This window comes from Pantoea sp. Lij88 (assembly GCF_030062155.1).
GTDB lineage: Bacteria > Pseudomonadota > Gammaproteobacteria > Enterobacterales > Enterobacteriaceae > Pantoea.
Window position 1 is genome coordinate 1,127,800 of record NZ_CP118269.1, and the last position, 20,669, is coordinate 1,148,468.

At 56.1% G+C, this 20,669-nt stretch carries 22 protein-coding genes; 13 read left to right on the forward strand and 9 right to left on the reverse strand.

Annotation, left to right across the window (positions count from 1 at the left end; genetic code table 11):
• Window positions 1-205: 205 nt before the first annotated feature.
• Window positions 206-1,120, reverse strand: a complete 915-nt coding sequence (gene hemF, locus PU624_RS09130) for an oxygen-dependent coproporphyrinogen oxidase (protein WP_283547361.1) — start codon at window positions 1,118-1,120, stop codon at window positions 206-208.
• 100 nt (window positions 1,121-1,220) lie between these two features.
• Window positions 1,221-2,066 carry an N-acetylmuramoyl-L-alanine amidase AmiA gene (gene amiA / locus PU624_RS09135; RefSeq protein WP_283547362.1) on the reverse strand — a complete coding sequence of 282 codons (846 nt, stop codon included), beginning with the start codon at window positions 2,064-2,066 and terminating at the stop codon, window positions 1,221-1,223.
• Between the two features lie 207 nt (window positions 2,067-2,273).
• Here amiA and PU624_RS09140 point away from each other — a divergent pair, with 207 nt between their 5' ends.
• From PU624_RS09140 to PU624_RS09185, 10 genes are all read left to right on the forward strand, one after another.
• The gene (locus PU624_RS09140) at window positions 2,274-2,699 is read left to right on the forward strand and encodes a GNAT family acetyltransferase (RefSeq protein ID WP_003848834.1); all 426 of its coding nucleotides are present in this window, start codon (window positions 2,274-2,276) and stop codon (window positions 2,697-2,699) included.
• Window positions 2,689-3,156, forward strand: coding sequence for a DUF2919 family protein (locus PU624_RS09145; protein ID WP_283547363.1), 468 nt, complete (start codon window positions 2,689-2,691; stop codon window positions 3,154-3,156). The genes PU624_RS09140 and PU624_RS09145 overlap by 11 nt, the downstream gene beginning before the upstream one ends.
• Window positions 3,157-3,221: 65 nt before the next feature.
• On the forward strand, window positions 3,222-3,839 hold the full coding sequence (locus PU624_RS09150) for an RpoE-regulated lipoprotein (protein ID WP_283547364.1): 618 nt from the start codon (window positions 3,222-3,224) through the stop codon (window positions 3,837-3,839).
• Between the two features lie 268 nt (window positions 3,840-4,107).
• Window positions 4,108-5,109 carry a sulfate ABC transporter substrate-binding protein gene (locus PU624_RS09155; RefSeq protein WP_502921584.1) on the forward strand — a complete coding sequence of 334 codons (1,002 nt, stop codon included), beginning with the start codon at window positions 4,108-4,110 and terminating at the stop codon, window positions 5,107-5,109.
• Complete coding sequence (gene cysT, locus PU624_RS09160) at window positions 5,109-5,942, forward strand: sulfate/thiosulfate ABC transporter permease CysT (RefSeq protein WP_283547366.1); 834 nt, start codon at window positions 5,109-5,111, stop codon at window positions 5,940-5,942. The genes PU624_RS09155 and cysT overlap by 1 nt, the downstream gene beginning before the upstream one ends.
• Window positions 5,942-6,817: a sulfate/thiosulfate ABC transporter permease CysW gene (cysW, locus tag PU624_RS09165; protein WP_283547367.1), complete on the forward strand. Its 876-nt coding sequence runs from the start codon at window positions 5,942-5,944 to the stop codon at window positions 6,815-6,817. Before cysT ends, cysW begins: the two co-directional genes overlap by 1 nt.
• A complete protein-coding gene (gene cysA / locus PU624_RS09170) occupies window positions 6,807-7,895 on the forward strand; it encodes a sulfate/thiosulfate ABC transporter ATP-binding protein CysA (protein ID WP_283547368.1) in 1,089 nt (362 codons plus the stop codon). The genes cysW and cysA overlap by 11 nt, the downstream gene beginning before the upstream one ends.
• Before the next feature lie 84 nt (window positions 7,896-7,979).
• Window positions 7,980-8,864, forward strand: coding sequence for a cysteine synthase CysM (gene cysM / locus PU624_RS09175; protein WP_283547369.1), 885 nt, complete (start codon window positions 7,980-7,982; stop codon window positions 8,862-8,864).
• 169 nt (window positions 8,865-9,033) lie between these two features.
• Window positions 9,034-9,714: a response regulator transcription factor gene (locus PU624_RS09180; RefSeq protein ID WP_283547370.1), complete on the forward strand. Its 681-nt coding sequence runs from the start codon at window positions 9,034-9,036 to the stop codon at window positions 9,712-9,714.
• On the forward strand, window positions 9,711-11,051 hold the full coding sequence (locus PU624_RS09185) for an ATP-binding protein (protein ID WP_283547371.1): 1,341 nt from the start codon (window positions 9,711-9,713) through the stop codon (window positions 11,049-11,051). The genes PU624_RS09180 and PU624_RS09185 overlap by 4 nt, the downstream gene beginning before the upstream one ends.
• Before the next feature lie 61 nt (window positions 11,052-11,112).
• On the opposite strand, the gene crr is transcribed toward PU624_RS09185, so the two are convergent.
• The 6 genes from crr to cysZ form a co-directional block, all read right to left on the reverse strand.
• Window positions 11,113-11,613, reverse strand: coding sequence for a PTS glucose transporter subunit IIA (gene crr, locus PU624_RS09190; protein ID WP_090958889.1), 501 nt, complete (start codon window positions 11,611-11,613; stop codon window positions 11,113-11,115).
• 42 nt (window positions 11,614-11,655) lie between these two features.
• Entirely contained in the window at window positions 11,656-13,383 is a 1,728-nt protein-coding gene (ptsI, locus tag PU624_RS09195; protein ID WP_283547372.1) for a phosphoenolpyruvate-protein phosphotransferase PtsI, read from the reverse strand.
• Window positions 13,384-13,544: 161 nt separating this feature from the next.
• On the reverse strand, window positions 13,545-13,802 hold the full coding sequence (ptsH, locus tag PU624_RS09200) for a phosphocarrier protein Hpr (RefSeq protein WP_003848868.1): 258 nt from the start codon (window positions 13,800-13,802) through the stop codon (window positions 13,545-13,547).
• Between the two features lie 172 nt (window positions 13,803-13,974).
• Window positions 13,975-14,169: a hypothetical protein gene (locus PU624_RS09205; protein WP_283547373.1), complete on the reverse strand. Its 195-nt coding sequence runs from the start codon at window positions 14,167-14,169 to the stop codon at window positions 13,975-13,977.
• Between the two features lie 20 nt (window positions 14,170-14,189).
• Window positions 14,190-15,158, reverse strand: a complete 969-nt coding sequence (gene cysK, locus PU624_RS09210) for a cysteine synthase A (protein ID WP_033733457.1) — start codon at window positions 15,156-15,158, stop codon at window positions 14,190-14,192.
• Between the two features lie 141 nt (window positions 15,159-15,299).
• Window positions 15,300-16,067: a sulfate transporter CysZ gene (gene cysZ, locus PU624_RS09215; RefSeq protein WP_283547374.1), complete on the reverse strand. Its 768-nt coding sequence runs from the start codon at window positions 16,065-16,067 to the stop codon at window positions 15,300-15,302.
• Window positions 16,068-16,285: 218 nt separating this feature from the next.
• Here cysZ and zipA point away from each other — a divergent pair, with 218 nt between their 5' ends.
• From zipA to PU624_RS09230, 3 genes are all read left to right on the forward strand, one after another.
• Complete coding sequence (gene zipA, locus PU624_RS09220; RefSeq protein ID WP_283547375.1) at window positions 16,286-17,290, forward strand: cell division protein ZipA; 1,005 nt, start codon at window positions 16,286-16,288, stop codon at window positions 17,288-17,290.
• A gap of 75 nt (window positions 17,291-17,365) precedes the next feature.
• The gene (gene ligA, locus PU624_RS09225; protein WP_283547376.1) at window positions 17,366-19,384 is read left to right on the forward strand and encodes an NAD-dependent DNA ligase LigA; all 2,019 of its coding nucleotides are present in this window, start codon (window positions 17,366-17,368) and stop codon (window positions 19,382-19,384) included.
• A gap of 1 nt (window position 19,385) precedes the next feature.
• Entirely contained in the window at window positions 19,386-19,604 is a 219-nt protein-coding gene (locus PU624_RS09230; RefSeq protein WP_283547377.1) for a DUF3820 family protein, read from the forward strand.
• A 27-nt stretch (window positions 19,605-19,631) separates the two neighbouring features.
• Here the strand turns inward: PU624_RS09230 and PU624_RS09235 are convergent, their stop codons facing one another.
• A complete protein-coding gene (locus PU624_RS09235) occupies window positions 19,632-20,642 on the reverse strand; it encodes a bile acid:sodium symporter family protein (protein WP_283547378.1) in 1,011 nt (336 codons plus the stop codon).
• Between the last annotated feature and the right edge of the window lie 27 nt (window positions 20,643-20,669).

Here is a 20,669-nt window from a genome sequence, read left to right on the forward strand (position 1 = left end):
GATTGTTGCGCTGCGAGGCGGTGCGAAGGAGCCGTCATGCGGTATTTACCGTGGGGTGCGCCATATTCCATCCATAAGCATAGCAGTCAGGAGGAATGACGCAGGCCACACTGTAGCAATCCGTGCCCTGTTGAAAAGAAGAGGCCGATCAGGCGAGAGGTAAGCGCAGCGCGGGTTGCGGCCCGCGCTGCAACGGCAGAAACAATCAGACGGGCAGGTTGAGCCAGTTCTTCACCGGCAGGAAATCGCGGTAGAGGGCCGCTTCAGGCGAGTCAGGTTCAGGCTGATAATCATATTCCCAGCGCACGAGCGGCGGCATCGACATCAGGATCGATTCCGTGCGGCCACCGGTCTGCAGGCCAAACAGGGTGCCGCGGTCCCACACCAGATTAAACTCCACATAGCGACCACGGCGGTAGAGCTGGAACTGGCGCTCACGTTCGCCCCACGGATGATCTTTCCGGCGCGCCACAATCGGCCGATAGGCGTCGATAAAGCCACGACCCACCGCCTGCATAAAGCTGAAGCTCTGCTCAAAGTCGGGCGTGTTGAGATCGTCAAAAAACAGGCCGCCAATGCCGCGCTGCTCATCACGATGCTTCAGATAGAAGTAGTCATCACACCACTTTTTATAGCGCGGATAGACCTCCTCGCCAAAGGGCTGACAGATATTCGCTGCGGTCTGATGCCAGTGCAGCGCATCTTCTTCGAAGCCATAAAACGGCGTCAGGTCAAACCCGCCGCCAAACCACCACACCGGATCGGCACCGGGTTTCTCGGCGATAAAAAAGCGCACGTTGGCGTGGCTGGTGGGCACATAGGGGTTGTTCGGGTGGATGACCAGCGACACGCCCATCGCTTCAAAGCTGCGACCCGCCAGCTCTGGCCGGTGCGCGGTAGCCGATGCCGGCATCTGATCGCCATGCACATGCGAAAAGTTGACGCCCGCCTGCTCAAACACCGCGCCGTTGCGCAGGACGCGGCTCTGCCCGCCGCCGCCGCCAGGGCGCTGCCAGCTATCTTCGGCAAACTGGGCGCCGCCATCTTCAGCTGCCAGCTGGTTACAAATCTCATCCTGCAGGGCGAGCAGGAATGCTTTTACGCGTGAAATATCAGCCATCTTTTCGCTTATCATTTGTCAAAGTCTGACGCGATTATACGCAAAACCGCGCCGCTTGCATGAGTGCGGCACGTCGCCCGGCGCAAACCGGCTTCCCGCATCAGGCGTTGCGGCGGTCAAACTCATCAAAGTAATTGACGATGCCACTGGCAATCGCAGAGGCAATTTTCTGGCGAAATGCGGTCGTGCCAAGCAGCTGCTCTTCGCGCGGATTGGTAATAAAGGAGGTCTCAACCAGCACTGAGGGAATCGACGGTGACTTGAGCACCGCGAAGGCCGCCTGTTCGGTGTGCTGGCTGTGCAGATGATGCACCGGGCGAATCTGGTCCAGCACGTGCTTGCCCAGCGTCAGGCTGTTTTTGATGGTGTCGGTCTGCACCAGGTCAAACAGGATCTGCTGCAGATAGTGATCCTGCTGCTGTGCTTTCACGCCGCCCAGTTTGTCTGCATCGTTCTCGCGCTGTGACAGGTAACGCGCCATCGAGCTGCTGGCTCCCCGGTTAGAGAGTGCAAACACCGAGGCTCCGCTGGCATCAGGGCTGGTAAAGCCATCGGCATGAATCGACATAAAGAGATCGGCGCCGTGCTGATGGGCGATCTCGACACGCTGATAGAGCGGAATAAAGTGATCGCTGTCGCGCGTCAGGCGCACTTCAATACGCGGATGGCTCTGCAACTGGCGCTGCACGTTGCCAGCAATCTCCAGCACGATGTGTTTCTCTTCAGAACCCTCTTCGCCAACGGCTCCGGAGTCGATGCCACCATGGCCGGGATCGATCATCACGATACGTTTGCCGTTTTTCGCCGGTGGGGCAGGGTGCGTATGAGGATTTGCCCCGGTAAGGGCCTTTTCTTTAGCCTGAACCGCGCGCGGCGATAAAATGGCCAGCGCCAGCCCGGAAAGCAGTAACTGGCGACGATGAATCAAACGTTTAAGCAGGTGCATGTGCGGGTCCGGTAACAGGAATCTTGCCGGTGTTATAGCCTAAGCCTCTGCCGCCTGCGATCACAGAAACATTTCAGGGCATTACTTTGTATTGCAGGTCGCGAACAGAAAATTTGCGCTTTTTTATTTGTCGTCCGTGATGGAGGGTTGCGTGCAGCAGAGAATGCGTGATAATCAGCAAATTGTGCTTATCTGCAGGTAAAGAAGATGGAAATCCGCGCCTTCCGCCAGGAAGATTTTGAAGAAGTGATTACCCTATGGGAACGTTGCGATTTGTTACGGCCGTGGAACGATCCGGAGCTGGATATCGAACGCAAAATGAATCACGACCCCGATCTCTTTCTGGTCGCTGAAGTGGGTGGCGTGGTCGTCGGTACGCTGATGGGCGGTTACGATGGTCATCGCGGCGCGGCGTATTATCTGGCGGTGCATCCTGACTATCAGGGACGCGGTTTTGCGAATGCGCTGATGAACCGTCTGGAGAAGAAGCTGATCGCGCGCGGCTGTCCGAAACTGCATCTGATGATCCGCGAAGAGAACGATCAGGTGGTGGCCTTCTATGAGAAGCTCGATTATGAGCCAGTCGATGCGCTGCTGTTCGGTAAACGTCTGATCGAAGATCGTGAATATTAATCCGTTGTCCGGCTATCAGCCGGATGAGTATGACGCCAGAGGGCAGCTGCGGCTGCCGTTTCTTTTTTGGCTGATCCTGTTACTTCAGGCGCGCACCTGGCTGTTACTGGTGATGGCCGGAGCGTCACGGCAGCAGGGCAACGATCTGCTGGCGCTGTTCTATCCGGACCGGCAGGCGTTCTGGGTCGGTCTGGCGCTGGGATTACCGGCGCTGGCGGGCCTGCTGCTGACAGGGTATCGCACGCGCCTGCCGCGACTCTGGCATGCCTGGCGCAGCGTACTGGCGCTGTCGCTGCTGATCAACCTGCTCTGGCAGGGCTGGCAATTTACGCAGGGCGATCTGCTCAGCTCACCGCTGCCTCTGCTGCTGACGCTGTTCGACCTGCTGGCGCTGCTCTGGCTGCAGTTCAATCGCCGTTGCCGTGACTGCTTTCTGCCTGAACATCATCTCAACTAAACTTTTTGTCGCTTTGCGACTCCAATCAGTTCCGCCTTTCCGGCATCGCATTTACAGGAGTTCTCATGAAAGCTGTTCGTTCCATGCTACTGATCGCCGCCGTTGCACTGAGCGGCTGTGCCAGTTCGGGTTCCGGCGCTGACAGCAGCCAGCAGGCAAGCTGGTGGAATCCGCTGACGTATCACTGGTCTTCGGCGCTGCCATGGAACTGGTTCGGTTCCACGCTGACCGCGACTGAACAGGGTGTGGGTGGGCTAACCGCCTCGACCGCCATGAAAGAGGACGCAATTAAGGACGGACTGAAGGGTGACTATACCCTGCGTCAGGGCATGCGCAGCCAGAACGGCCAGGTGATCGCTTTCTGGCAGGCACTGGATGACGGCAAGGTTAAGCTGGTGATTTACGGACAGTCGCAGGTCGAGCGTATTGAGGTCATGGACAGCGCGATTGCCAGCAGCGACGGCAGCAAAGTCGGGGATGCCTTCAGCAATAAGTTCAGCAAAGCCTTCGACAACTGCACTTTAGCCAGCGGCACCGATGCGCGTGACGTGGCGTGTCGTGCGCCAGGCAGTCAGCATCTGACCTATGTCTATCATGGCGACTGGCACGGGCCGGAAGGATTGATGCCTTCTGACGATACCCTGAAAAACTGGAAAATCAGCAAGATTGTCTGGCAGCGTTAAGCCTGCCTTATCAGCGCGCCGCCCGTCTGGCGGCCGCTGATCCGCCCAAAATCCCTGCCAGCCCACGCGGCACGCGGTTCTCTCTCCACATCGGCTTTTGCTGATTTCTGCATAAACTCTGCTGCCGTCTTATGCTTTTTTCGACTTTGAAATCATCAAACGATATATAAAACCGTTACTGGTTTTCACTGAGTTATAAATAAACTGGTGCCTCAGCGGGTGAGATCCGCATCAAACTTTTTCAGGGTGCCAAATGACATTACAAGCGATGAAAAAAATCGTGAGCGGTATCGCGTTGTCGCTGAGCCTGGCCGGCGCAGCCAATGCCACTGAACTTCTTAACAGCTCTTACGATGTGTCGCGGGAGTTGTTTGTTGCCCTGAATGCCCCGTTTGTTAAACAGTGGGATGCCAGCCATCCCGGCGATCCCCTGACCATCAAGATGTCGCACGCTGGCTCATCGAAGCAGGCGCTGGCTATCCTGCAGGGTCTGCGCGCAGATGTGGTCACGTACAACCAGGTAACAGATGTGCAGGTGTTGCACGATAAAGGCAACCTGATTGCCGCAGACTGGAAAAGCCGTCTGCCGAATAACAGCTCACCTTTCTACTCCACCATGGCGTTTCTGGTGCGTAAAGGAAATCCAAAGCAGATTCACGACTGGTCAGATTTGACCCGCAGCGATGTGAAGCTGATTTTCCCGAACCCGAAAACCTCCGGTAATGGCCGCTATACCTATCTGGCTGCCTGGGGCGCAGCGGATAAAGCGGACGGCGGCGATCAGGCCAAAACGCAGGCCTTTATGACGCAGTTCCTGAAAAATGTGGAAGTGTTCGACACCGGCGGTCGCGGTGCCACGACGACCTTTGCCGAGCGCGGCCTGGGTGACGTGCTGATTAGCTTTGAGTCGGAAGTGAATAACATCCGCAATCAGTACGGCAAAGATGAGTATGAAGTGGTGGTGCCGAAAACCAACATTCTGGCGGAGTTTCCGGTGGCGTGGGTGGATAAGAATGTCGCCACCAACAAAACTGCGGATGCGGCCAGCGCCTACCTGAACTATCTCTACACGCCTGAAGCGCAGAATATTATTACGCACTATTACTATCGCGTGAACAATCCACAGCTGATGGCCGCGCAGAAAGATCGCTTCCCGCAGACCAGTCTGTTCCGGGTGGAAGATGCCTTTGGCGGCTGGGACAAGGTGATGAAGACGCATTTCGCCAGCGGCGGTGAGCTCGATAAATTGTTAGCGGCGGGGCGCGGATAATGTTTGCAGCCAGCCAGAAACGTGTGTTGCCCGGCTTTGGTATCAGCCTCGGCACCAGCCTGCTCTTTACCTGCCTGATTCTGCTGCTGCCGATTAGCGCGGTGATCATGCAGCTGTCGCAGATGACGCTGCAACAGTACTGGGATGTGGTGACCAACCCGCAGCTGGTTGCCGCCTATAAGGTGACGCTGCTCTCTGCCGGTGTCGCCTCCCTGTTTAATGCGGTGTTCGGCATGCTGATGGCATGGATCCTGACCCGTTATCGTTTTCCAGGCCGGACACTGCTGGATGGCCTGATGGATCTGCCGTTTGCACTGCCCACGGCGGTAGCCGGTCTGACCCTGGCCGGACTCTTTTCGGTTAACGGCTGGTACGGTCAGTGGTTCGCCCATTTCGACATCAAAATTTCCTACACCTGGATTGGTATTGCCATCGCCATGGCCTTCACCAGCATTCCTTTTGTGGTGCGTACCGTGCAGCCGGTGCTGGAAGAGTTAGGCCCGGAGTATGAAGAGGCGGCCGAAACCCTGGGTGCCACGCCGTGGCAGAGCTTCCGTCGCGTGGTACTGCCGGAAGTGGCGCCTGCGCTGCTGGCCGGTACGGCGCTCTCGTTTACCCGCAGCCTGGGTGAGTTTGGTGCGGTGATCTTTATTGCCGGTAACATCGCCTGGAAAACCGAAGTCACCTCGCTGATGATTTTTATCCGGCTGCAGGAGTTTGACTATCCGGCGGCCAGCGCTATCGCCTCGGTGATCCTGGCGGCCTCGCTGATTCTGTTATTCGCGATTAACACATTACAGAGCCGCTTTGGCCGTCGTCTGGGAGGTCACTAATGGCTGAGGTTTCACAGCTTAATCACGCGGCGCGTCAGCCGGTGAACTGGGGCAAGTGGCTGCTGATTGGTATCGGCGTACTGATCTCGATGCTGCTGCTGGTGGTGCCGATGGCCTCCATCTTCTGGGAAGCGCTGAATCAGGGGCTGATTGTCGCCCTCAGCAATCTGGCCGATCCGGACATGCTGCACGCCATCTGGCTGACTGTGCTGGTGGCGCTGATTACCGTTCCGGTGAACCTGGTGTTCGGCACGCTGCTCGCCTGGCTGGTGACGCGCTTTACCTTTCCGGGCCGTCAGCTGCTGCTGACCCTGTTCGATATTCCTTTTGCCGTGTCGCCCGTCGTGGCCGGTCTGATGTATCTGCTGTTCTGGGGCGTGAATGGTCCGGCAGGCGGCTGGCTGGATGCGCATAATATTCAGATTATGTTTGCCTGGCCTGGCATGGTGCTGGCGACGGTGTTTGTGACCTGTCCGTTTGTGGTGCGCGAACTGGTCCCGGTCATGCTGAGTCAGGGCAGTCATGAAGATGAAGCGGCGGTGCTGTTGGGCGCGTCCGGCTGGCAGATGTTCCGTCGTGTGACGCTGCCGAACATTCGCTGGGCGCTGCTGTATGGCATCGTCCTGACCAACGCCCGTGCGATTGGTGAATTTGGTGCGGTCTCGGTGGTCTCGGGATCGATTCGCGGTGAGACCTATACGCTCCCGCTTCAGGTTGAATTATTGCATCAGGACTACAACACCGTTGGCGCGTTTACTGCCGCCGCCCTGTTAACCCTGATGGCAATTGTGACGCTGTTTCTGAAAAGCATTGTGCAGTGGCGTTTAGAGCAACAGCACAAACGCCTGCAACAGGAGGGAAATCATGAGCATTGAGATTAACAAGATCAACAAGTCCTTTGGTCGCACCTCGGTGCTGAACGATATCTCTCTGGATATTGCCTCGGGTGAAATGGTGGCGCTGCTTGGCCCATCAGGCTCGGGTAAAACCACGCTGCTGCGCATTATTGCCGGGCTGGAGCATCAGAACAGCGGTCAGATCCGTTTTCATGGCAACGATGTCAGCCGCCTGCATGCGCGCGATCGTCAGGTTGGTTTCGTCTTCCAGCACTATGCGCTGTTCCGTCACATGACGGTGTTCGACAACATCGCCTTCGGCCTGACCGTGCTGCCGCGTCGTGAACGTCCTTCAGCGGCGGAGATCAAACAGCGTGTGACCCGTCTGCTGGAAATGGTACAGCTGGCGCATCTGGCGAACCGCTTCCCGGCCCAGCTGTCAGGCGGCCAGAAGCAGCGTGTAGCGCTGGCGCGTGCGTTAGCGGTTGAGCCGCAGATTCTGCTGCTGGATGAACCCTTTGGCGCGCTGGATGCTCAGGTACGTAAAGAGCTGCGCCGCTGGCTGCGTCAGCTGCATGAAGAGATTAAATTCACCAGCGTGTTCGTGACCCACGACCAGGAAGAGGCGATGGAAGTCGCGGATCGCGTGGTGGTGATGAGTCAGGGCAATATCGAACAGGTCGGCACGCCGGATGATGTATGGCGCGATCCGGCAACCCGCTTTGTGCTGGAGTTCCTGGGTGAAGTGAATCGCTTTGATGGCGAAATCCAGGGATCGCAGTTCCACGTTGGTGCGCATCACTGGCCGCTGGGCTATACCTCAGCACATCAGGGCGCGGTAGAGCTGTTCCTGCGTCCGTGGGAAATCGACGTGTCACGCCGCAGCAGTCTGGAAACTCCGCTGCCGGTGCAGGTGCTGGAAGTCAGCCCCCGTGGCCACTTCTGGCAGCTGGTGGTTCAGCCTGCTGGCTGGCAGAGTGAGCCGTTCTCGCTGGTGTTTGAAGGCGAGCAGACGGCCCCGATTCGCGGCGAACGCCTGTTCGTTGGCCTGCAGCAGGCGCGCCTCTATAAGGGCGATACGCCGCTGCGCGCTGTTGCCTTTGCACAAAGCGCCTGATATTTTCTCAACAACAACAGCGGGCGGGAGTGTGACTCCCGCCTTTTTTTCGCCTCCAGTGTGTAAGATGCCAGGAACCGCACCGTGACGACTCTTGAAAATACCATCGGCAATACCCCGCTGATTAAGTTGCAGCGCCTGACGCCTGCCAACGGCAGTGAGGTCTGGCTCAAGCTGGAAGGCAATAATCCGGCGGGCTCGGTAAAAGATCGCGCGGCCTGGTCGATGATCAATCAGGCGGAGCTGCGGGGTGAGATTTCACCTGGCGATCAGCTGATTGAAGCGACCAGTGGCAATACCGGCATTGCGCTGGCGATGATCGCGGCGATGAAAGGCTATCGTCTTCGCCTGCTGATGCCAGACAACATGAGTCAGGAACGGCAGGACGCGATGCGGGCCTACGGCGCGGAGCTGATTCTGGTGCCGCGAGAGCAGGGTATGGAAGGCGCACGCGATCTGGCGCAGGCGATGGCGGCGCGGGGTGAAGGCCGGGTGCTGGATCAGTTTAATAATCCCGATAACCCGCTGGGCCACTATCAGACCACCGGGCCGGAGCTGTGGCAGCAGTCGAACCAGCGCATGACCCATTTTGTCTCCAGCATGGGCACGACCGGCACCATTACCGGTGTGGGGCGTTACCTGAAAGAGCACAACACCGGCGTGAAGGTAATCGGTTTGCAGCCCAGTGAAGGCAGCAGCATTCCCGGCATCCGCCGCTGGCCGCTGGCCTATCTGCCGGGGATCTACCGGCCCGATCTGGTGGATGATGTGATGGATATGACGCAGAAAGAAGCGGAAGAGACCATGCGGGCGCTGGCACGCCGTGAAGGCATTTTCTGTGGCGTCAGCTCAGGCGGCGCGGTGGCGGGTGCGCTGCGCATTGCACAGGCGAATCCGGGCAGCGTGGTGGTGGCGATCGCCTGCGATCGCGGCGATCGTTATCTCTCGACCGGACTCTATCATCAGTAACCTCTGCTGATAAAAAATCAGGCCTGTGCGCGCGATTTCTGCCCACAGGCCTTTTTTTCAGCCAGAATTTACCTTACCGGACAGGCTGAATCTGTAAGGATCGCGTAAATCAGGCTGCGCGAATGCCCGGCTCAGGACAAAATAGCGCCAATTCTGTTGAGAGATAACCATGAAAATTCTGCTTGTTGATGATGATGTCGAATTAGGCACGATGTTAAGCCAGTACCTGATCGCCGAAGGGTTTGATGCTCAGCTGGTTCTGACCGGCAGCGCCGGGATTCAGGGCGCGCTGTCCGGAGAGTTTACCGCCATGATTCTGGATATCATGCTGCCCGACATGAGCGGTATTGATGTGTTGCGTCAGGTGCGCCAGAACAGCCGGATACCGGTCATCATGCTGACTGCCAAAGGCGACAATATTGATCGCGTGATCGGTCTGGAGATGGGTGCGGATGACTATATGCCTAAGCCCTGTTATCCCCGCGAGCTGGTGGCCCGTCTGCGCGCGGTATTGCGTCGTTTCGAAGAGCAGGTGCCGCAGCCAGATGCTAAAGAGCCGCTGCGCTGGGGCGAGCTGACGCTGAATCCCGCCACCCGCATGAGCGAATGGCAGGGCCGGACCTTCGATCTGACTGCGTCGGAATTTAATCTGCTGGATTTGCTGCTGCGCGCGCCGGACAGAGTGGTTTCGAAAGATGAGCTCTCTGAAAAGGGGCTGGGGCGTCCGCGCGAAGCCTATGATCGCAGTGTCGATGTCCATATCAGCAACATCCGTCAGAAGCTCAGCGCATTAACCGCTGACAGCATCAACATCGAAACCGTTCGCAGCATCGGTTACCGCATTCGATGAGGCAGAGTTACCGTGGGCGCATGTTCTGGAAGATCTTCATCGGCTTCTGGATCGTTTTTGTCATCATGAGCCAGCTCATCTGGCTCGGCTTCACGCTCTCCGGTAAACGGCACGAACCGCCTGAAATCCTCGCTATCCGTCGCATTGTGGATCTGCAGATGACCTCTGCCGCGTCGGTGCTGGAGCGTGCCGGGCCTGAGGCACTCAATGCGATGCTGTCGGACTGGGATAGCAGCGACCGGCAGTTTTTCCACGTGACGCAGCAGGCAAAATCGCCACAGTCACAAAACAGCGGCAACCTGGATTACGTAGGGCGTCTTCCTGAAGAGGTAGTGCGCTGGGTTCGCGGTGCCGATGGCAAAGAGTATCAGCTGCGCTACGACCTGGATGGCATGCGTAAAGACAGCACGCATAACATGATGCCGCGAAAATTCCTGAATATCCCTGAGCCGATGTTTATCTTCGCCGGTTCGGTGGGGTTACTGTTCAGCCTGCTGCTGGCCTGGAATCTGACGCGCCCCATGCGTCAACTGCGGGAAGGATTTTCCCGCGTGGCTGAAGGTGATTTAAGCGTGCGGCTGTTCCCGGTCATGCGTAAGCGCCATGACGAAATCTCAAACGTCGCAGAAGCCTTTGATGCCATGGTTGAGCGGCTGGATACACTGGTACGCGCCCGTGAAGAGCTGCTGCACGATATCTCGCATGAGCTTCGTTCACCGCTGGCACGACTGCAGCTGGCGACCGGACTGGCGAGACAGACGCCAGAAAGCGTGAACTGTTCGCTTGATCGCATCGATGAAGAGGCGCGCCGGCTGGATAAGATGATCGGCGAACTGCTGACGCTGTCGCGGGCCGAGCACGAAAGCATTCCGGATGAGCAATATTTTGACCTGATCGGTTTGCTGCAGGCGGTGATCACTGATGTCCGTTATGAAGCGCAGATCCCTGGCGTGCAGGTAGAATTCCAGGTCGGGAATCAGGCCGATTATACCGTGCGGGGCAACGCAGAGCTGATACGTCGCGGCATCGAGAACGTGCTACGTAACGCGCTGCGTTACTCCCTGCCAGGCCAGCGGATTGAGGTTGATTTGCGTGCAGAGCAGCAGTGGCTGGCGATTCAGGTGCGCGATCAGGGGCCAGGCGTCGATGAGGAGAAACTCTCCAGCATCTTCGATCCATTTGTGCGGGTGAATTCGCCGCTGATGGGCAAAGGTTATGGTCTGGGACTGGCGATCGTGCGCAAGGTGGTGCTGGCACATCATGGTGAAGTTGAGGCCCGGAACCGGCCGGAAGGCGGACTGGAACTGACGCTGCGTCTGCCACACTGGCAGCCCTGAAAACGTATACCGCAGAAACGATAACGGCACCCGAGGGTGCCGTTAAGTTATAAACGAATGCTTACTTTCTGATGCGAATCACCGGCGTTTCGCCGACGGTGACCTGGCCAGACAGCTTAACCAATTCCTTGATCTCATCCATGTTGGAGATGACAACCGGTGTCAGGGTTGATTTCGCTTTCTCTTCCAGCAACGGCAGATCGAACTCGATAACCACGTCGCCTTTTTTGACCTTCTGGCCTTCTTCAGCGATGCGTTTGAAGCCTTCACCTTTCAGTTCAACCGTATCGATACCGAAGTGGACGAACAGCTCAATGCCGTTGTCTGATTCGATCGAAAAAGCGTGATTGGTTTCAAAAATCTTACCGATAGTGCCATCCACAGGCGCAACCATTTTGTTGCCGCTGGGTTTGATCGCAATACCGTCGCCCACGATTTTCTCTGCAAACACCACATCTGGTACGTCTTCAATGTTCACGATTTCGCCTGACAGAGGCGCTACGATGTCGATTGTCCCAGCGCTATCCGTTTTTTCGCCAAAAAGTTTAGAAAACAAACCCATGATCTTCTCCTAAGCAGTAATTTGGGGCCAGCATCATGCAGATTAGCAGAGCGTCTTTTCCTTAATGAACTTGTTGACCAGGTTCATTAAGTCTTCCGCCGTCGGTTGAGCCAGTGCCTGCTCTGCCAATGCCTTCGCATCTTCAAAATTAGTATTACGAATGATTTTCTTGATGCCAGGGATAGAAATGGCACTCATGCTGAACTCGTCCAGCCCCATTCCCAGTAACAGTAGTGTAGCACGTTCATCACCTGCCAGCTCACCACACATGCCGGTCCATTTACCTTCAGCGTGAGATGCATCAATGACTTGCTTGATTAAGTTAAGCACAGACGGCGTCATTGGGTTGTACAGGTGTGAGATCAAATCATTACCACGATCGACCGCCAGAGTATACTGCGTCAGATCGTTTGTCCCAATACTGAAGAAGTCGACTTCCTTCGCAAGATGATGCGCAATCACGGCTGAAGCCGGGGTTTCCACCATGATGCCCACTTCGATGCTCTCATCGAAGGCTTTACCTTCTTCACGCAACTGCGTTTTCAGCAGTTCCAGTTCCGCTTTCAGGCTGCGCACTTCTTCAACCGAAATGATCATCGGGAACATGATGCGCAGTTTACCGAAGGAGGAGGCGCGCAGGATGGCACGCAGCTGTGCATGCAGAATCTCTTTGCGGTCCATGGCGATACGAATCGCGCGCCAGCCGAGGAACGGGTTCTCTTCTTTCGGCAGGTTCATGTACGGCAGATCTTTGTCGCCACCGATATCCATGGTACGTACGATAACGGCCTGTGAACCCATCGCTTCAGCGACGGCTTTATACGCCTGGAACTGCTCTTCTTCGCTTGGCAGAGAGTCACGGTCCATGAACAGGAATTCGGTACGGTAGAGGCCTACACCTTCAGCACCGTTACGCTCAGCACCGGCGATATCGCGCACGGTACCGATGTTGGCGCAGACTTCAACCTGATGACCATCCAGCGTGACGGCTGGCAGATCTTTCAGCTTGGCTAATTCGTGTTTTTCCGACAGATACTGGTTCTGTACGGCTTTCAGCTCTTCCTGAATCGCTTCTGAAGGATTGACGTGAATCGCGTTGTTAACGCCATCCAGGATCAGGAAATCGCCGTTTTTAACCGTGACGGTCACATTGCCGGTTCCGACAATTGCTGGGATTTCCAGCGAGCGCGCCATGATTGAGGTATGTGAGGTACGGCCACCCAGATCGGTGATAAAGCCCAGCACCTTTTTCAGGTTCAGCTGTGCAGTTTCTGACGGCGTTAAATCTTTGGCCACCAGAATGGATTCGTCCGGAATCGCGCTCAGGTCAACGATGTGCAGACCGAGGATGTTTTGCAGCAGACGCTTACCGATGTCACGTACGTCAGCCGCACGCTCTTTCAGGTATTCGTCATCTAACTCTTCCAGCGCTTTCGCCTGGCCATCAATGACAGAGTTGGCAGCAGCATCGGCAGAAGCGTGATCTTTTTTGATCAGATCGATGATTTCCTGCTCCAGCTCTTCATCTTCCAGCAACATAATGTGGCCTTCGAAGATTGATGCTTTCTCTTCACCGAGGGTTTCAGCTGCTTTGACGCGAATCGCTCCCAGTTGTAATGCCGCTTTGCTACGGCCATCGAGGAAGCGCTGGACTTCCTGCTCAACCTGGTCATCAGAAATTTTCTTACGGTTGATGACGATCTCGTCTTCTTTCAGCAGCAGAGCTTTGCCGAAAGCGATACCTGGTGATGCTAAAATGCCTGAAATCATAACGCTACCTTTTAATCACGATGGCTGATGGGACTCTATGCGGTGCCATTGTCGCGGGACACGTACTCTACGAAAGCAATAACGCGGACAGATTGTCCGCGATCAAGATGTTTGCACTCAATGGCGCAGAGGAGTCGATTGGCTGGCGAGCTGAGCGGAGATTACTCCAGTTCAGCCATCAGTTTGACCAGATGCTCAACTGCTTTCTGCTCGTCTTCACCTTCCGCGGAAAGGGTCACAACCGTTCCCTGGGTTAAGCCCAGTGTCTGCAGCTTGAACAGGCTTTTCGCGCTCGCTGATTTACCGTTAGAGGTCACGGTAATTTCTGACTGGAAAGCTTTGGCTTCTTTTACGAATTGCGCAGCTGGGCGAGTATGCAGACCGTTTGGTGCAGTAATGGTAACTTCTTGCTGGAACATTCTATTTCCCCAACGTTATCAGGATGAGTGTTATGGATCTAAAGTCTAGCCTGGAGCCTTCACTTTAGCCTGTGTAGGTGCGCGGGTATAGCTTCATGCTGACCAAAGACGCGCATGCGTCAAATCTACAATCCGTTGCGTCTCAAAACCGATTCTACACGTCACCGGTTAATTATGCCGTGATTCGCCGTTTCACTGAATCCGTAAATCGATTCAGCTTGATCCACTTCAAGCGCGGATTAATTTCAGGCATCGAAATAATTGGCAGTCTGAATACCAGATCGGCGTCACTGAAATCAATCTGCCGGGTGATGAAAGTGAGATCTGCACCACAAAAAAGCACCCGACCGGGTGCTTTTTTCTCCATTTTCAGACTATCCGCCTCTGCTACTGAAGCTCTTTTTCAGTGAAGAGATCGGCGAACAGCGCGGTACTCAGATAGCGTTCACCAGAGGAGGGGAGAATCACCACAATGTTCTTGTTCGCGAAGGTTTCATCTTCCTGCAGCTTCAGCGCCGCAGCGACGGCTGCACCGGATGAGATACCGGCCAGAATACCTTCCTCTTCCATCAGCCTGCGCGCCGTGCTGATCGCTTCTTCGTTGGTGATGGCTACCACGCGGTCAACCAGATTCAGCTCCAGGTTGCCCGGAATAAAGCCTGCGCCGATACCCTGAATTTTGTGTGGGCCGGGTTTGATCTCTTCACCCGCCAGCGCCTGAGCAATCACCGGTGAATCGGTTGGCTCAACCGCGACCGTAATCAGATCTTTCTTGCCTTTGGTGTTCTTGATGTAGCGGCTCACGCCAGTCAGTGTTCCGCCGGTGCCCACACCCGCAATGAACACATCTACTTCACCATCGGTGTCTTCCCAGATTTCCGGGCCGGTGGTCTTTTCATGGATTTCCGGGTTAGCCGGGTTGCTGAACTGCTGCAACAGCACATATTTGTCCGGATCGCTGGCGACAATCTCTTCCGCTTTGCCGATAGCGCCTTTCATGCCTTTGGCGCCTTCAGTCAGCACCAGCTTCGCGCCCAGTGCTTTCAGCAATTTACGGCGTTCCACTGACATGGTTTCAGGCATGGTCAGCGTGAGTTTATAACCGCGCGCAGCGGCAACGTAGGCCAGGGCGATACCGGTGTTACCGCTGGTCGGTTCAACCAGCTCAATGCCGGGTTTCAGAATACCGCGCTTCTCTGCGTCCCAAATCATATTGGCACCGATACGGCATTTAATGCTGAAGCTCGGGTTACGGGATTCAACTTTCGCAAGAATGCGGCCGTTACCGATGCGGTTCAGTCGAACCAGCGGCGTATGACCAATTGTCAAAGAGTTGTCTTCATAGATCTTACTCATAGCCTGCCCTTAACTGTATGAATTATTGGGAACCCTATGAGCATACCTGTTCTGCCTGGGGGCGGAAGGAAAGAAATCGTATATCTATATGTCCCCCGGCAATAAGCCCTGCAAAAAAGAGCATAAGGCGCGCTGAACAGTCTACCGCACCTCACTGCGGGCCAGCTGTGGCCGGTAGCGATCGACCCACATGGCGGTGGCACCGCAGACAGCAACCGGCATGATGACCAGGTTCAGAATCGGAATCATGGTGAACAGGCTGGTGAGCGCGCCAAACTGCATATTGGCCGTTTTATGCCGACGCAGGGCGTTACGCATCTGCTGAAAGGGCACTTTATGGTTGTCGAACGGATAGTCGCAATACTGAATGGATAACATCCAGGCGCTGAACAGGAACCACAGGACCGGCGCAACCGTCTGACCAAAACCCGGGATGAAGTAGAGCAGCAGCAGTCCCAGCGCGCGGGGCAGGTAATAGCCCAGTTTTTGCATCTCGCGCTTCATGATGCGCGGCACATCTTTAATCATCCCGGCCCAGCCGCTGTCGGGCAGCGGTTTACCGGTCAGGCGGCCTTCAAGCTGCTCGGCCAGCAGGCCGCAAAAAGGGGCGGCAATCAGGTTTGCCAGCGTCGAAAAGAAGTAGCTAAACACCAGCACAATCGCAATCACCGACAGCGGCCACAACAGATAGCTCAGCCACTGCAGCCAGTCAGGAATATGGGCCATCAGGCGCGGGATCCAGTCACCGAGCCGATAGAACAGCCAGACGAATGCGCCGCCCAGCATGATGATGTTGATCAGCAGCGGCATCACCACAAAGCGGCGAATGCCAGGGAGACGGACCAGTTTCCAGCCCTTGCTAAAGTAGTGCACGCCGTTAAAATTTGAGACGGAATTCTCAAGGGCCATAAAGCCAATTCTCCTGAAGGTGTTAAGGCGCGCTCACTATAACCTGGCTTTTTCTCCAGGCCAGGTGCCGTTTGGGTAAAAAAACAGCGAAAAAGCGTGGGTTGCCTATCTTATTTGTCAGAAAATACTGCACAGACTTGCACTTGTGTAGCAGGGCAAATACAGTTAGAGGATAAAGTTTGCCGCGGTGGCAAGGTATTGGAACAACAGAGAATACAATGATGCAGGATTTGCGTCTGATATTAATCGTTGTTGGCGCGATCGCCATTATAGCGCTCCTTCTTCACGGGCTGTGGACCAGCCGTAAAGAGCGTTCGTCAGTGTTCCGCGATCGCCCGCACAAACGTCTAAAACAACGTGATGAACATGATGAGCCGGACCTGATTGACGACGAAGATGACGGCGTCGGCGAGGTTCGTGTTCGTTCTGAGCGCAACGTCCATCAGGAACCGCGTTTCGATGAGATCCGCGAGCCACAGCCAGAAGCGCCGCGTAAGCAAGCGCCAACTGAGCCTGTGCGTCAGCCTGCGCCACGACCCGCACCGCAGCCCGAAACTGAAAGCGATCCGCTTTTCAATTCGGCACCGAAGTCTGCTCCACAGCCGCGCCCTGAACCGGTTCGTCAGCAGCCCGCACCGACTTTCGTCGCACCACCCGTTCAGGCCGACCCGCTGCTGGATCTCGATCCACTTGAGTCAGCACAGCCTGCACCGCAGTACCAGGCCGAACCTGAGCCACAGCCGCAGCCAGAAGTCACACAGGCTCCCGCGCCGGTACCGCCTGCTGCTAAAGCGCCCGCGGAAAAACCGAAAGAAGCAGTCCTCGTGCTGCATGTTGCTGCACATTCGGGCGGTGAACTCAACGGTGAGGCCCTGCTGCAGGGTATTCTGCAGGCGGGCTTCCAGTTTGGTGAAATGAACATTTTTCATCGTCACCTCAGTCCGGCAGGCAGTGGTCCGGTGCTGTTCAGTCTGGCTAACATGGTTAAGCCTGGCTCGTTCAACCCTGACCTGATGACTGATTTCAGCACGCCTGGCATCTCTATCTTTATGATGGTGCCTTCATATGGTGATGCGAATCAGAACTTCAAGCTGATGCTGCAGTCGGCACAGCGTATCGCTGACGATGTTGGCGGCGTGGTGCTGGATGATGAGCGTCGCATGATGACGCCACAGAAGCTGGAAACATACAAAGCGCGTATCCGCGATGTGGTTGGCGTCTGAGACCTGAGCTAACCGCTATCTGAATTGTTAAAACAAACCCCCGCCTGTCGGGGGTTTTTTATCTGATGGGGCTTTATGAAATCCGTCCAGGATCACATCACCGAACTGCGCACCACGTTGCGCCATCACGAATATCTCTATCACGTCATGGATGCGCCGGAAGTGCCGGATGCTGAATACGATCGCCTGATGCGTGAACTGCGCCAGCTGGAAGAGGAACATCCCGATCTCATTACGCCGGACTCGCCGACACAACGCGTGGGTGCTGCGCCGCTGACGGTGTTTGAGCAGGTGCGCCATGAAGTCCCGATGCTGTCGCTGGATAACGCCTTTGATGAAGCCACGTTTCTTGCTTTCAACAAGCGGGTACAGGATCGACTGAAAAGCAGTGATGACATTACCTACTGCTGTGAACTCAAGCTCGATGGCGCTGCGGTCAGCCTGATGTATGAAAATGGCCTGCTGGTTCAGGCGGCAACGCGCGGCGACGGCACGACCGGCGAGAATATTACCGCCAACGTCCGCACCATTCGCGCTATCCCGCTGCGGCTTAAAGGCGACAACATTCCGGCCCGACTGGAAGTGCGCGGCGAAGTGTTTATGACGCAGCGCGGCTTCGAAAAGCTGAATGAAGAAGCGCGCCGCACTGACGGCAAAGTCTTTGCTAACCCGCGTAATGCAGCGGCAGGCTCTCTGCGTCAGCTTGATCCGCGCATCACCGCCAAACGCCCGCTGACCTTCTTCTGCTACGGATTTGGCCTGCTGGAAGGCGGTGAGATGCCGCACAGCCATATGGGGCGTCTGCAACAGTTCAAAGCCTGGGGCCTGCCGGTCAGCGACCGCATCAAGCTGGTGCACAACGCGGAAGAAGCACTGGCCTTCTACCGGGATATTGAGCAACAGCGTCCGAAACTGGGTTTTGATATTGATGGCGTTGTGATCAAAGTCGATTCACAGGCTCTGCAGGAGCAGCTGGGCTTTGTGGCACGCGCGCCGCGCTGGGCGATTGCCTTTAAATTCCCGGCACAGGAACAGCTGACCTGGGTGCGGGACGTCGAATTTCAGGTTGGCCGCACGGGCGCGATCACGCCGGTAGCGCGCCTTGAGCCGGTGCAGGTCGCAGGCGTAATTGTCAGCAATGCCACGCTGCATAATGCGGATGAAATCGAGCGGCTGGGATTACGCATCGGGGATCGGGTCGTCATCCGTCGCGCCGGTGATGTCATCCCGCAGGTGGTCAATGTGGTGATCGCTGAGCGCCCTGAAGAGACGCGTGAAGTCCTGTTCCCCGCTCATTGTCCGGTCTGCGGTTCCGAGGTGGAACGGGTCGAGGGCGAATCGGTCACGCGCTGTACCGGCGGCCTGATCTGCGGCGCGCAGCGTAAAGAGGCTCTGAAGCATTTTGTCTCGCGTCGGGCGCTGGATGTTGATGGCATGGGCGATAAGATCATCGACCAGCTGGTAGAGAAAGAGTACGTCAATACGCCCGCCGATCTGTTCCGTCTCACGGCCGGCAAGCTGACCGGGCTGGATCGCATGGGGCCGAAGTCGGCGCAAAATGTGGTTGATGCGCTGGAGAAAGCGAAGTCGACCACGCTGGCGCGCTTCCTCTATGCGCTGGGCATTCGCGAAGTGGGTGAAGCCACCGCCGCCAACCTGGCTAACCATTTTGGTGAGCTGCAGAAGGTGATGGATGCCGATCTTGACGCGCTGATTGCGGTGCCGGATGTCGGCAAAGTCGTTGCCGCACACGTTCGCAACTTCATGGAGGAGGAGAGCAACCGTGAGGTTATCCGTCAGCTGACCGAAGAGATTGGTATTCACTGGCCGCAGGTGGTGGTGGTGAAAGCCGAAGAGATCGACAGTCCGTTCGCCGGTAAAACCGTGGTGCTGACCGGTTCGCTATCACAGATGAACCGCGATGATGCCAAAGCGCAGCTGATTGCGCTGGGTGCAAAAGTCAGCGGCAGCGTCTCGAAGAAAACCGATCTGCTGATTGCCGGTGAAGCGGCCGGTTCAAAGCTGGCGAAAGCTCAGGAGCTGGGCATTGAAGTGATTGATGAAGCGGAAATGATCCGTCTGTTGGGTGCCTGAGATGGATGAACATCAGCTGGTAGCGATAGCCAATACGCCGATGCCATTTGGCAAATATAAAGGGCGGATGCTGATCGATCTGCCTGAGCCTTACCTGCTGTGGTTTGCCCGCAGTGGCGACTTCCCGTCCGGGTTGCTGGGGGTTTTGATGCAGCTGACCCTGACGATAAAAATAGAGGGTCTGGAAGGATTAGTTAAACCGCTCCAGACCCGCAAGTAAACCTGCCCGCGCAGGCGGGCAGCTGGTTTACTTCTGTGACTCCATTACCGAATCTTTAACTTTCAGAACCTGCTGTTTCTCATTGGTCCGCTTGTAACGTCCGGCGATAAACGAGCAGACCATCAACTGGACCTGATGGAAAATCATCAGTGGCAGCACAATGATCCCCACGGTGCTGGCCGGGAACAGAATGTTCGCCATCGGCACGCCATTCGCCAGACTCTTCTTCGAGCCACAGAACAGCACCACAATCTCATCGGCACGTTTAAAGCGAAACAGGCGCGAGGCCAGCAGGTTGATAATCAGCACAGCGGTCAGCAGGATGATGGAACCCGCCACAATCCACAGCAGCGTAATCAGGCCAACGCGATGCCAGATGCCGTTGACCACCGCTTCGCTGAAGGCGGAATAGACCACCAGCAGAATCGAGGTCTGGTCAGTTTTGCCAATCAGGCTGCGGTGTTTCTCTACCCAGCCACCGATCCAGCGGCGTGACAGGTGACCCAGAATGAAAGGCACCATCAGTTGCAGCATAATCTTACCGATCTGCTCCAGACCATCGCTCGGCGCGCTGCTGTGAATATCCATCACCAGGTTCACCAGCAACGGCGAGATAAACACACCCAGCAGGCTCGACGCCGAGGCGCTGCACACTGCGGCTGCGACGTTACCGCCCGCCATGGAGGTAAAGGCGATGGCGGACTGCACGGTGGCAGGCAGAATACAGAGGTAGATAAAGCCGGTATAAATTTCCGGTCCGACATTCACCGGATGCCACCAGACCAGCAACAGACCCAGCGCCGGAAACAGCACGAAGGTGCTGAACATAATCCACAGATGCAGTTGCCAGTGACTGCTGCCCGCGATGATCTTTTCACGCGACAGTTTGGCACCGTGCATAAAGAACAACAGCGCAATCGCAGCCGTTGCGAGGTAGCTGAAGATATCGACGAAGATCCCTTTCGCTGGCAGGAAAGTGGCCAGCAGCACGGTGATGATGAGTTTAACCATCATCGGATCGAGTTTTAAAAAGCCCATTGTTAAGATCCGGTAAATTTTTCAATG

Coding starts and splice junctions, on each gene's coding strand:
- hemF (WP_283547361.1), bottom strand. CDS start 1,120: ATGGCTGATATTTCACGCGTAAAAGCATTCCTGCTCGCCCTGCAGGAT.
- amiA (WP_283547362.1), bottom strand. CDS start 2,066: ATGCACCTGCTTAAACGTTTGATTCATCGTCGCCAGTTACTGCTTTCC.
- PU624_RS09140 (WP_003848834.1), top strand. CDS start 2,274: ATGGAAATCCGCGCCTTCCGCCAGGAAGATTTTGAAGAAGTGATTACC.
- PU624_RS09150 (WP_283547364.1), top strand. CDS start 3,222: ATGAAAGCTGTTCGTTCCATGCTACTGATCGCCGCCGTTGCACTGAGC.
- PU624_RS09155 (WP_502921584.1), top strand. CDS start 4,108: ATGAAAAAAATCGTGAGCGGTATCGCGTTGTCGCTGAGCCTGGCCGGC.
- cysT (WP_283547366.1), top strand. CDS start 5,109: ATGTTTGCAGCCAGCCAGAAACGTGTGTTGCCCGGCTTTGGTATCAGC.
- cysW (WP_283547367.1), top strand. CDS start 5,942: ATGGCTGAGGTTTCACAGCTTAATCACGCGGCGCGTCAGCCGGTGAAC.
- cysA (WP_283547368.1), top strand. CDS start 6,807: ATGAGCATTGAGATTAACAAGATCAACAAGTCCTTTGGTCGCACCTCG.
- PU624_RS09180 (WP_283547370.1), top strand. CDS start 9,034: ATGAAAATTCTGCTTGTTGATGATGATGTCGAATTAGGCACGATGTTA.
- PU624_RS09185 (WP_283547371.1), top strand. CDS start 9,711: ATGAGGCAGAGTTACCGTGGGCGCATGTTCTGGAAGATCTTCATCGGC.
- crr (WP_090958889.1), bottom strand. CDS start 11,613: ATGGGTTTGTTTTCTAAACTTTTTGGCGAAAAAACGGATAGCGCTGGG.
- ptsI (WP_283547372.1), bottom strand. CDS start 13,383: ATGATTTCAGGCATTTTAGCATCACCAGGTATCGCTTTCGGCAAAGCT.
- ptsH (WP_003848868.1), bottom strand. CDS start 13,802: ATGTTCCAGCAAGAAGTTACCATTACTGCACCAAACGGTCTGCATACT.
- PU624_RS09205 (WP_283547373.1), bottom strand. CDS start 14,169: ATGGAGAAAAAAGCACCCGGTCGGGTGCTTTTTTGTGGTGCAGATCTC.
- cysK (WP_033733457.1), bottom strand. CDS start 15,158: ATGAGTAAGATCTATGAAGACAACTCTTTGACAATTGGTCATACGCCG.
- cysZ (WP_283547374.1), bottom strand. CDS start 16,067: ATGGCCCTTGAGAATTCCGTCTCAAATTTTAACGGCGTGCACTACTTT.
- zipA (WP_283547375.1), top strand. CDS start 16,286: ATGATGCAGGATTTGCGTCTGATATTAATCGTTGTTGGCGCGATCGCC.
- ligA (WP_283547376.1), top strand. CDS start 17,366: ATGAAATCCGTCCAGGATCACATCACCGAACTGCGCACCACGTTGCGC.
- PU624_RS09230 (WP_283547377.1), top strand. CDS start 19,386: ATGGATGAACATCAGCTGGTAGCGATAGCCAATACGCCGATGCCATTT.
- PU624_RS09235 (WP_283547378.1), bottom strand. CDS start 20,642: ATGGGCTTTTTAAAACTCGATCCGATGATGGTTAAACTCATCATCACC.